We start from the raw sequence: 12189 nt of genomic DNA, 5'->3' as shown, positions 1-12189 counted from the left end.
CTCATGGCGTTTCAGGCGCGGCAGTCGGGCCAGGGCCGGGTGTTTCGCCGAGATCTTTGACAGCATGTTTCGGCGGTAATGGTGCGAAATATCCCACCACCAGTAGCAAAATGCCAACACCGATGAACGAGACGATACGCTCCATGCCGCCGCGATTGCTCAGCTCGACAAAAAACAGTTTGATCACCACCACCCCGATCAATGCTGCGCCGCCGAGCCAGATTTCGCGATTGGCGCGCATGTTGCCGCCGATCATCAACGCCAGCGCCAACAGCGTCCAGACAATCGACAAGCCCGCCTGAACGCGCATCGACGCCAGCAGTGCCTCGGTTTCCCACGGCACATCTGCCCACTGATGGGCGGTGCGCATGACCATCGCCGTGATCAGTGCGAACAGCGAAGCGCCGGCCAGCAGCAGGGTGTGATTGCGTTTGTGCGTCAGGTAGGTGCGCATCCACAGGCACACGCCGGTCAGCGCGAGCAGCAGGCCGATTTCCAGCGGGTTGAACAGCGGTAGGTAAGGCAGCGGATCGGCGGCGCCGTCGCTGAAGATATTCGCCAGCCAGAACCACACCAGCATCAGGGCCGCCAGTGGCGCGGCGGCTCCTGTGTGATAAGCCACGGGGCAGGCTTTCACGGGCCACGGCCATTGACGTGTCGAACTAATCGCCAGCAGGAACAGGCTCGGCAGGATCGCCCAACCCAGCCAGCGCCAGGCGTTGTAATACTCGGACAATTGCAACAGACCGAAACGCAACTCCAGTGCCAGCACGCTTATGATCAGCAGGCAGCCCACTGTGTGAGCGATGCGTTGGGCAAGGACGGATTGCAGGCCCGCCAGGTAGCGCAGACTTAGCAGATGCACCGCGAACACCGCCAGCCAGGCCAGCCAGCCCAGGTTGCCTGCCGGATTATTGCGCAGGTACACCGAGATCATCAGCAATGCAGCGCACACAGGCGTTAGTGCGCTGCACAGCTCGGCGAGATCCGTCCAGCGCAAACGGAGGGCGAATGCGGCCCAGAGCGCCACGCTGATTGCCATGGCGATTAGGGCCGTGGAGGCCAGATACGGCGCTGGCGCGTGCAGGACGGCCGCGCTGGCCAGCGAAACCAGCCACCAGAACGCCCCCCAGATGACCAGCAGTGTTCGGGCGGTGCGCTGATCGATGAGGGTCAGCGAATTGAGGCGGAACACGCACCAGGCGCTGACCATGGCGGCGATGGCCAGGATCATCGGCGTCCAGTAATCATTGGCAAAGGCTTGCCGCGCGCTGTCGGTGCCGCCGCCGCTGATCAGAATCGCGCTGGCGGCCAGTTGCAACACCAGGCCGAAAACCTGTGCCAGCCTACGGTGCTGGCGCAGGCCCAGCCAGAAAACCGCTGCGCCTTCCACGGCCCAGGCACTGGTCGTCCACTGCGAACCAAGGCCCAGCGGTATTGCCAATGTGGCAAACACCACGCCCAGCGCCAGGCAGGTTTCCATCAACAAAACGGTTCGGCCGGTTGCACGTGCCGCCAGCCAGCGTGCCAGCCCCATGTAGATCAGGCCCAGCGTGAGCGCGCTGAACGCGGCACCGAACTCAAGGTGTTCGACCAGTGCGTATTGCAGGCCGAACCCGACGATTGGCGTGCCAAACAGCAGTGTGCCGTCGACGTAATCACCTTGGCGTGCAGACCAGCGCAGCAGGGTTTCGCGACTGGCATCCGGTGGCGCGTCAGTGAGTTCCAGCAGCTTGTGGCGGGCGAACAGCAGACCGATAGCCAGATACATCAGGAAGAACAGAATCAGGAAGGGTTCGGTGCTCCAGAACAGTTCGGGGATGTAAGCCCTGATGCCCCAGGCGAAGCCGATGCCGAAGGTGCCGAAAAAGCCGATCAGGTTGAGGACGCGCCAGGCCTTGAACCAGGCGATGGCGATGATGCCCGCATTGAGCAGGGCGAAATAACTGAACAGCGAAACGTGGCTGCCTTGACCGGTCGAGGCCAGAATCGGTGCCGCAAACCCGCCGAGTGCGCCCGCGCAGGCCAGCGCCAGCGAATTCTGGTTCAGCGCCAGAATGGCCGAGAACACCGTGACGGCGACCAGCAGCGCAAAGCCCAGCGTCGGGTCCAGCAATGCGTGCAGCTTCATCGCTGCGAATACAGTCAGGTACAACACGCCGACGCCAGCGCCTTGCAGCATCAGCGCGTAAGGCCCGTTGCGCAACCTTAGCCACCAGCCCAGCGCCAACAAGGCCAGCGCACTGGCTGCAACACCGGCGTAGCGCGCCTCAACAGGCACGACCACACCTTCCGTGGCATAACGCAGAAGAAACGCCAGGCCGAGAAACAGCACGACCACGCCGACGCGCAACACGGTATTGCCGCCCAGCAGCCAGTTCTTTGCGCGCTCGATGGCGCGGTCCAGCAGGTTGGGTGTTGCCGGTGGTGATGGCTGGGGGAGTGCGGCGGCAGGTTCGGGAGGTTGCGTTGGTTGCGTTTGTGGTTCGTCCGGCAGGTCCCAGATCAGTTCGGGGCCGGCAGTCGGCGCTTGCAGAATGACAGCATCCACCGGCAGCGGAGCGGCGTCCTGTGCAGGCGGTACGAAGGCGGGTGCAGGCTGGCGTTCAAGTGCGCCAAGGCGTTGCTGGAGGGTCTCGATGTTTTTGCCGGTTGCGAGTATCTGTTGCAGTTGAGCCTCGGATCGCCTGCCAAGCACACGTACACGAATGCCTGCCCAGACAGCCCAGCCCATCAGCGCGCCGATCAGAAACCCCGTCCACTCGTCATAGCTGAGCAAATAGCCCAGTAATGCACCGCCCACTACCAGACAAATCCAAAGCACGCGACGACATCCTTTTCGGTGTGTGAAGGTTTATCGGGCGCAGTATATAGGGGCGGACGGACATCGTTTGTAATGTTTTATGCGGAACAGACCCTCGTTACGCATGCTTCAAACCAGGCATCTATCGTTCTCACGCTCCAGCGCATTCAAGATCGGACGCGGAGCGTCCAGAACGTCGTTACCACGCAGGGCGTGGTAACGATAACCATGTGAGTGGGCGAGCAGCGCTTGGTCAGTCCAGCGCCTTCCAGATGTCGCCGGCGTATTCGCGAATGGTCCGGTCCGAGGAGAACCAGCCCATGCGTGCGGTGTTGAGCACCGCCGAGCGCCACCATTCCTTGGAGTCGTGCCAGCGTTCCTCGACCTTGGCCTGGGCCGCCCAGTACGAGTCGAAGTCGGCACAGACAAGGAAACGGTCATACGCCAGCAACTGATCGATCAGGCCCACGTAACGGTTCGGATCATCCGGTGAGAACACCCCGCCACGAATCGCTTGCAGTACATCGTTCAAACGTCCCGATGCCTCTACATCAGCATGCGCGCTGAATTCGCCTGCCTGTTTGCGGGCTTCGACCTGTTGCGAGGTCATGCCGAAGATGAACATGTGCTCCAGCCCGACCTGCTCGCTCATCTCCACGTTGGCACCGTCCAGTGTGCCGATGGTCAGTGCGCCGTTAAGGCCGAATTTCATGTTGCTGGTGCCCGACGCTTCCAGGCCCGCAGTGGAGATCTGCTCGGACAGGTCGGCTGCCGGAATGATGCTCTCGGCCAGGCTGACGTTGTAGTTGGGCATGAACACCACTTTCAGCAAACCACGAACCGTAGGGTCGTTGTTCACGGTCCGGGCGATGTCGTTGGTCAGCTTGATGATCAGCTTGGCCGAGTGATAGCTGGCGGCTGCCTTGCCGGCGAAGATTTTCACTCGCGGCACCCAGTCTGTACCCGGTTCGGCACGAATGGCCTGATACAGCGCGACGGTGTGGAACAGGTTCAGCAACTGACGCTTGTATTCGTGAATCCGTTTGACCTGCACGTCGAACATCGCCGCAGGGTTGACCGCAATGCCCAGACGCTCATGAATGATCGCGGCCAGGGCACGCTTGCTGTGCAGGCGCTGATCGGCCATTTGCTTGCGGAACGATGACTTCTCGGCGAACGGCTCAAGCTCCTTGAGTCGGGTCTCGGCGTTGTCCAGAACATCCTCGCCCAGCGATTCGACGAGCATTTCGGTCAGTTTCGGGTTGGCCTGGAACAGCCAGCGGCGGAAGGTGATGCCGTTGGTCTTGTTGTTGATCCGGTCCGGGTAGATCTTGTGCAGCTCTGCGAATACGGTCTTGCGCATCAACTGAGTGTGCAGCGCCGAAACGCCGTTGACGCTGTGCGAACCGAGGAAGGCGAGGTTGCCCATGCGCACACGACGACCGTTGTCTTCTTCGATCAGCGACACCGCGCGCAGCACGTTGACGTCGTCGACGCCTTTGGCACGCAGCGTGTCGATGTGTTGCGCGTTGATCAGGTAGATGATCTGCATGTGGCGCGGCAGCATGCGCTCCATCAGACCGACCGACCAGGTTTCCAGCGCTTCGGGCAGCAACGTGTGGTTGGTGTAACCGAGGGTGCCGACGGTGATTTTCCAGGCGGTGTCCCACGCAATGTTGTGGTTGTCGATCAACTGACGCATCAGTTCGGCCACTGCAATCGAGGGGTGCGTGTCGTTCATCTGGATCGCAGCGTGATCGGCCAGGTCGGTCAGCGTCGCGTGCTGGTTCAGGTGGCGACGCAGCAAGTCCTGCAGCGATGCCGATACGAAGAAGTACTCTTGACGCAGGCGCAGTTCCTGGCCCGCTTCGGTTGCATCGTTCGGATACAGCACGCGCGAGATGCTTTCTGCGCGGACCACTTCGGCCACCGCACCAAAGTGGTCGCCGGCGTTGAAGCGCTCCAGATGCAGATCTTCTACTGCACGGGCACGCCACAGGCGCAGGGTGTTGACGCTTTTGCCGCGCCAGCCCACCACGGGGGTGTCATAGGCGATGGCCCGCACGGTTTCGCCCGGACGCCATACCTGACGCGACTCGCCCGCTTCGGTAACAACGGTGTCGACGCTGCCGCTGAAGCCGATGGAGTACACCACCTCAGGGCGCTCGAATTCCCACGGGTTGCCGAAGTCCAGCCAGTTCTCGGTCTGTTCCTGCTGCCAGCCATCGACGATGCCCTGACGAAACAGCCCATGCTCGTAACGAATGCCGTAACCGTGGCCAGCAATGCCCAGGGTCGACATGCTTTCCATAAAGCACGCGGCCAGGCGGCCCAGGCCGCCGTTACCCAACGCAGCGTCGGGTTCGAGCAAGCGGATACGCTCTATGTCCACGCCCAGCTCGGTCAACGCTTCGCGAGCGACTTCCAGCAGGCCGAGGTTGCTCAGGCTGTCGTACAGCAGCCTGCCGATCAGAAATTCCAGCGACAGGTAATAAACGCGCTTCTGGACCTTGCGATAAATCTGTCGCGTGTGGTCCATCCAGTGTTCGACCATGTGGTCACGAGCGGCCAGAGCAACGGCTTCAAACCAGTCATGCTCAAACGCATGGTCGGGGTCCTTGCCCACCGAATAGGTGAGTTTGGCGAGCACGGCGGCGCGAAAAGCTGCCACATCAGCGTCACGAACAAGTGGTTCCTGAGACATCGATACAACCTCAAGTAGTCTGACGAATGAAAAACGGGATTCTTAGACTGTAGGCGTGTCGTCAGTTATTTCCTGAAAATAGAGAAATAATTCGGTTTACGACTCACGCTTCGACCCAGCGCGACGGCTCTGGTTCGCGAACTTTTCAAATTGGCAAAACGCTTGCATCGATCGTTCCACCCCGATCAATGACGTGCAGCATGCTCATTCTTCGTTTCGGGTTTATGATGCCCCGTGGCAGAACAATAGAAGCCTCTGAACTGGACTTATGGAGCACTTATGCAGACTTTGTACCCGCAGATCAAACCCTACGCCCGGCACGATCTGGCCGTGGAACAACCGCATGTGCTCTACGTCGATGAAAGCGGTTCGCCTGAAGGTTTGCCTGTGGTGTTCATTCACGGTGGCCCGGGTTCTGGATGCGATGCGCACAGCCGCTGCTATTTCGATCCCAACCTGTACCGAATTGTTACCTTCGATCAGCGTGGCTGTGGCCGCTCCACACCTCATGCCAGCCTCGAAAACAATACCACCTGGAAGCTGGTGGAAGACCTTGAGGTCATTCGCGAGCACTTGGGCATCGACAAATGGGTACTGTTCGGCGGCTCGTGGGGTTCGACCCTCGCGCTGGCTTACGCTCAGACCCACCCCGACCGCGTGCATGCGCTGATCCTGCGTGGCGTGTTTCTGGCCCGTCAGCAGGAAATCGACTGGTTCTATCAAGCAGGTGCCAGCCGCCTGTTCCCCGATTACTGGCAGGACTACGTCGCCCCTATCCCGTTGGATGAGCGCAACAATATTCTCGCTGCCTTTCACAAGCGTCTCACCGGCGCAGACCAGATTGCCCAGATGCACGCCGCCAAGGCCTGGTCGACGTGGGAAGGCCGCTGCGCAACCTTGCGTCCCAATCCTCAGGTGGTCGACCGCTTTACCGATCCGCACCGTGCCCTGTCCATCGCGCGTATCGAATGCCACTACTTCATGAACAAGGCGTTTCTGGAAGAGAACCAGCTGATTCGCGACATGCCGAAGATCGCTCACCTGCCGGCAATCATTGTGCACGGTCGTTACGATGTCATCTGCCCGCTGGACAATGCCTGGGAGCTGCATCAGAACTGGCCCGACAGCGAGCTGCAGATCATTCGCGACGCAGGGCATTCGGCCGCCGAAACCGGTATCGCCGATGCGCTGGTACGTGCCGCTGCACAGATTGCGCAGAACCTGCTCGATCTGCCGCCCGAAGAAGCCTGACGGCGGTTTTTGAAACGGGTCTGAAGTCTGGAAAGGTCTCTATGAAAGGTTTGTTGCAGCGCGTGCGCAGCGCACGCGTCGAGGTGGGTACCGAGGTCGTTGGTGCTATCGATCAAGGTATATTGGTGCTGGTCGGGATAGAGCCTCAAGACACTCGCGCCAGTGCCGATAAGTTGCTGCACAAACTGCTCAATTATCGTGTGTTCAGCGACGCCGACGGCAAGATGAACCTGTCATTGCGCGAAGTCAGCGGCGGATTGCTGCTGGTTTCGCAGTTCACGCTGGCTGCCGATACCAAAAGCGGGTTGCGCGCAGGGTTCTCGAAAGCCGCTGCTCCAGCGCTGGGTGCCGAGTTGTTTGACTACCTATTGAGTCAGGCCAGAATCGCGCACCCGGTCGTGGCAGCGGGCCAATTTGGTGCGGATATGCAGGTGCACCTGATAAATGATGGCCCTGTGACATTTTTGTTTGAGACGTAAGCTACGATTTCACCGTTACGCCTGGCGAATTCATCGTTCGTTCAGGAAATAAATTCTTTGTCATACCTGATGCGTTGTAGCGCGCGCTGCTGGATAATCGCGCGCTACGGGGATCGGCACTGTTGGTCCAATTGGTATGACAAAAGCGGTTCTGACATCGGATTGGGGAATCATTAAGCCCATTCGGAGTCGGAACAATGCTCGCCAACCCGGCATTGATAGCTGGCCGTTGGTTTATTCATCTGTTTTTCGGCGAGGGTTGCTCGTGATTGTTAGTCCCTGTGATGCTCCAAAGACACCCGTCAAGCGGTTGCGTAGTGCACTTCTGGCAAGCTCGGCCCTTGTGTGCCTGTTCAGTGCAGGCCAGCTGTGGGCGTTCAGCCTTGATGATGTAGCGGCAAAGGCCAAAGAAATGGCCGGGCAGAAGTTCGAGGCTCCGCGGAGCAATCTGCCGAACGAACTGCGCGACATGAAGTTCGCCGACTATCAGAAGATCCGCTTCCGTGATGACAAGGCCGAATGGGCGGGCGACAAGACCCCGTTCAAAGTGTCTTTCTACCACCAGGGCATGCACTTCGATACGCCGGTCAAGATCAACGAAGTGACCGCGACCAGCGTTGACGAGATCAAGTATGACGCCAGTCGGTTTGACTTCGGCGGCCTGAACATCGATCCGAAAACCTCCGAGAAACTGGGTTATGCCGGTTTTCGCGTTCTGTATCCGATCAACAAGGATGACAAGCAGGACGAAATCATGACCATGCTGGGCGCGAGCTACTTCCGCGTCATCGGCAAGGGTCAGGTTTATGGCCTGTCCGCACGCGGCATGGCCATCGACACGGCATCGCCGTCCGGTGAAGAGTTCCCGCGCTTCAAGGAATTCTGGATCGAGAAGCCAGGCCCGGATGACAACCATCTGGTGATTTTCGCACTGCTCGATTCGCCACGCGCCACGGGTGCCTACCAGTTAACCCTGCGTCCTGGCACCAACACGCTGGTTGACGTCAAATCGCGCATGTTCCTGCGTGACAAGGTCAACAAGCTCGGTGTTGCGCCGCTGACCAGCATGTTCCTGTTCGGCGCCAACCAGCCTTCGCGTGTGCCTAACTACCGTCGCGAGCTGCACGACTCCAGCGGTCTGTCGATTCAGGCAGCCAATGGCGAGTGGTTGTGGCGTCCGCTGAACAACCCTAAACATCTGTCCATCAGCAGCTTCTCGGTCGAAAACCCGCGTGGTTTCGGTTTGCTGCAACGTGGTCGTGATTTCAGCCAGTACGAAGACCTCGATGATCGCTACGACAAGCGCCCTAGCGCCTGGATCGAGCCAAAAGGTGACTGGGGCAAGGGCACCGTCGAGCTGGTCGAAATCCCGACTGCCGACGAGACCAACGACAACATCGTCGCGTTCTGGAAGCCTGAGACCCTCAAGGCGCCGGGCGAGGAAATGGCGTTCGATTACCGTCTGCACTGGACCATGCAGGAAAACTCGATTCACTCGCCGGATCTGGGCTGGGTCAAACAGACCCAACGCTCCATCGGTGACGTGCGTCAGTCCAACCTGATTCGTCAGCCGGACGGCAGCCTTGCATTTCTGGTCGACTTCGTTGGTCCGGTACTGGCCGCATTGCCGGAAGACAAGACCATTCGTAGCCAGGTCACTACCGACGACAACGTCGAGCTGGTGGAAAACAACCTGCGTTACAACCCGGTCACCAAAGGCTACCGCCTGACCCTTCGTGTGAAGGTCAAGGATGCCGGCAAGGCGACCGAGATGCGCGCTTATCTGCTGCGTGAAATCCCTGCCGAGCCGGGCAAGGAACCTGCGTTGCTCGTCGCTGATAAAGCTGACGAGAAGAAAGCTGCCGCCAAGGAAGCTGCTGCCAAGGAAGCTGCAAAGCCCGCCGTTGCCAAAGAGTCCGCCAACGACCAGGTAGAAATTGCCAAAGCCGACGCGCCGAAGCCTGAAGCCGCCAAGCCGGAAGCTGGCAAAGCTGATGCATCCAAGGCCGACGCTGCCAAAGGTGACGTTGCCAAGGCTGATGCAGCCAAGGCTGATGACGTAGCCAAGGGCAAGGACGGTAAAGATATTCAGCAGCCTGCTACCGAGGCAGCACCCACCCATCCGGAACCGGCCAAGACGTTGCAAGTCATGACCGAGACCTGGAGCTATCAGTTGCCGAGCGATGAGTAATTCTCAATGGGTGCCAGTGTCTCTGAACGAGTACCTGGCGCATTTGCCGATGAGCGACGAGCAGCGGGCAGAACTTGCCAGCTGCACAACCTTCGCCGAGTTGCATGAACGCCTTTCGGCGCAGCCGGTCACCGATCCTGCCGAGGCCGCTCAGGCTTCGGTAGGCCGTCGTCTGACGCTGTCCGCAGACGATCTGGAAGACGCCGAGATGCTCGGCGTCGATGCCAGCGGGCGTCTGTGCCTGAAGGCTACACCGCCGATTCGCCGGACCAAGGTTGTGCCCGAGCCGTGGCGCACCAACATTCTGGTGCGTGGCTGGCGCCGCCTGACCGGCAAGAGCAACCCGCCCAAGCCGGATCACAGCGATCTGCCTCGGGATCTGCCGAAGTCTCGCTGGCGTACCGTCGGTTCGATCCGCCGCTACATTCTGCTGATCCTCATGCTGGGTCAGACGATTGTGGCTGGCTCGTACATGAAAGGCATCTTGCCGTATCAGGGCTGGTCGCTGGTTTCGCTGGATGAAATCACCCGTCAGACCTTCGTGCAGACCGCTTTGCAGGTCCTGCCTTATGCCTTGCAGACCAGTATTCTGTTGCTGTTCGGCATTCTGTTCTGCTGGGTGTCGGCTGGTTTCTGGACCGCACTGATGGGCTTTCTGGAATTGCTCACCGGGCGTGACAAGTACCGCATCTCCGGTGCCAGTGCTGGCAACGAGCCGATTGAAGCCGGTGCACGCACCGCGCTGGTCATGCCGATCTGTAACGAAGACGTGCCGCGTGTTTTCGCGGGTTTGCGTGCAACGTTCGAGTCGGTAGCGGCCACGGGTAATCTGGACCGCTTCGACTTTTTCGTGCTCAGTGATACCAACGAGACCGATATTGCCGTCGCCGAGCAACAGGCCTGGCTGGATGTGTGCCGCGAGACCAAAGGTTTTGGCAGCATCTTCTATCGTCGTCGTCGCCGTCGCGTAAAACGTAAAAGCGGCAACCTCGATGACTTCTGCCGTCGCTGGGGCGGTGAATACCGCTACATGGTCGTACTCGACGCCGACAGCGTCATGAGCGGTGAGTGTCTGACCAGCCTGGTTCGCCTGATGGAAGCCACGCCGGACGCCGGTATCATCCAGACCGCGCCACGTGCTTCGGGTATGGACACGCTGTATGCACGCATGCAGCAGTTTGCTACCCGCGTCTATGGTCCACTGTTCACGGCCGGTCTGCACTTCTGGCAGTTGGGTGAATCCCACTACTGGGGTCACAACGCGATCATTCGCATGAAGCCGTTCATCGAGCACTGTGCGCTTGCGCCGTTGCCCGGTAAGGGCGCGTTTGCCGGTGCAATTCTGTCCCACGACTTCGTTGAAGCTGCGCTGATGCGCCGTGCCGGCTGGGGCGTATGGATTGCCTACGACCTGCCGGGCAGTTACGAAGAGCTGCCGCCCAACCTGCTCGACGAACTCAAGCGTGACCGTCGCTGGTGCCACGGCAACCTGATGAACTTCAGGCTGTTTCTGGTCAAGGGCATGCACCCGGTTCACCGTGCGGTGTTTCTGACCGGCGTGATGTCATACCTGTCGGCACCGTTGTGGTTCTTCTTCCTTGTGTTGTCCACGGCCCTGTTGGCGGTGAACACCCTGATGGAGCCGACCTACTTCCTTGAGCCGCGCCAGTTGTATCCGTTGTGGCCACAATGGCATCCGGAACGCGCTGTAGCGTTGTTCTCGACCACCATCGTTCTGCTGTTCCTGCCTAAACTGCTCAGCGTTATTCTGATCTGGGCCAAGGGCGCGAAAGGCTTCGGTGGCAAGTTCAAGGTTACCGTTTCGATGCTGCTGGAAATGCTCTTCTCGGTGCTGCTCGCACCGGTGCGCATGTTGTTCCATACACGCTTCGTACTGGCTGCCTTCCTGGGCTGGGCCGCAACCTGGAACTCGCCGCAACGCGACGATGACTCCACGCCGTGGCTTGAAGCGGTGAAGCGTCACGGTCCGCAGACCTTGCTGGGCGCATGCTGGGCACTGCTGGTGTTCTGGTTGAATCCCAGCTTCCTGTGGTGGCTTGCGCCTATCGTGGTTTCGTTGATGCTGTCGATTCCGGTGTCGGTGATTTCCAGCCGTACCAACCTGGGCCTCAAGGCGCGCGACGAGAAATTCTTCCTGATTCCTGAAGAATTCGAGCCGCCCCAAGAGCTGGTCTCGACCGATCAGTACACCCACGAGAACCGTTGGCATGCGCTGAAACAAGGCTTTATTCGCGCGGTTGTCGATCCTCGGCAGAATGCTCTGGCTTGCGCGTTGGCCACTTCGCGTCACCGTCAGGCACAGCCGATTGAAGTCGTGCGTATGGAGCGTGTTGATCACGCTCTCAAGGTCGGTCCGGCGAAGCTCGACAACCAGCACCGTCTGATGCTGCTGAGCGACCCGGTCGCACTGGGTCGCTTGCACGAGCGGGTCTGGAGCGAAGGTCATGAAGAGTGGCTGGCTGCCTGGAGAGCTTCCATCGAAGCTGATCCACACGCGCCGTTGCTGCCTTTGCAACCTGTCGTAAAAGCACCGGAGCCGGTCCTGGTCTAAAACCACCCGGCAACCAAAAAGCCCCTGAAGCACTGCTTCAGGGGCTTTTTATTGGGGTGTGCCGAGAAAAGGTTTTTTGTGGGAGCGGACCGGGCGACGCTCCCACAGTTACGTTATCGGCCCCTTCGCGGACAAGTCCGCTCCCACTTGGGCAGAATCAAAAGCAGACTTCTGTCCGAGGGGTAGGAG

Annotated in this window: 6 protein-coding genes; 4 read left to right on the top strand and 2 right to left on the bottom strand. The window is 59.7% G+C overall.

The window, feature by feature from the left end; genetic code table 11:
• Window position 1: 1 nt before the first annotated feature.
• The gene (locus tag QRN38_RS14475) at window positions 2-2824 is read right to left on the bottom strand and encodes a DUF2339 domain-containing protein (protein WP_057418316.1); all 2823 of its coding nucleotides are present in this window, start codon (window positions 2822-2824) and stop codon (window positions 2-4) included.
• A gap of 232 nt (window positions 2825-3056) precedes the next feature.
• Window positions 3057-5507, bottom strand: a complete 2451-nt coding sequence (locus QRN38_RS14470; protein WP_005765552.1) for a glycogen/starch/alpha-glucan phosphorylase — start codon at window positions 5505-5507, stop codon at window positions 3057-3059.
• Window positions 5508-5786: 279 nt separating this feature from the next.
• Here QRN38_RS14470 and pip point away from each other — a divergent pair, with 279 nt between their 5' ends.
• From pip to mdoH, 4 genes are all read left to right on the top strand, one after another.
• Window positions 5787-6758: a prolyl aminopeptidase gene (pip, locus tag QRN38_RS14465; RefSeq protein WP_005765551.1), complete on the top strand. Its 972-nt coding sequence runs from the start codon at window positions 5787-5789 to the stop codon at window positions 6756-6758.
• Between the two features lie 41 nt (window positions 6759-6799).
• Complete coding sequence (gene dtd, locus QRN38_RS14460) at window positions 6800-7237, top strand: D-aminoacyl-tRNA deacylase (protein ID WP_005765550.1); 438 nt, start codon at window positions 6800-6802, stop codon at window positions 7235-7237.
• A 259-nt stretch (window positions 7238-7496) separates the two neighbouring features.
• Window positions 7497-9428, top strand: coding sequence for a glucan biosynthesis protein G (locus QRN38_RS14455; RefSeq protein ID WP_269467375.1), 1932 nt, complete (start codon window positions 7497-7499; stop codon window positions 9426-9428).
• A complete protein-coding gene (mdoH, locus tag QRN38_RS14450; RefSeq protein ID WP_007245578.1) occupies window positions 9421-12000 on the top strand; it encodes a glucans biosynthesis glucosyltransferase MdoH in 2580 nt (859 codons plus the stop codon). Before QRN38_RS14455 ends, mdoH begins: the two co-directional genes overlap by 8 nt.
• Window positions 12001-12189 lie beyond the last annotated feature (189 nt).

Origin of the sequence: Pseudomonas sp. CFBP2511 (genome assembly GCF_030209255.1) — a bacterium.
GTDB lineage: Bacteria > Pseudomonadota > Gammaproteobacteria > Pseudomonadales > Pseudomonadaceae > Aquipseudomonas > Aquipseudomonas avellanae.
This window is presented reverse-complemented; position numbering and strand designations above follow the sequence as displayed.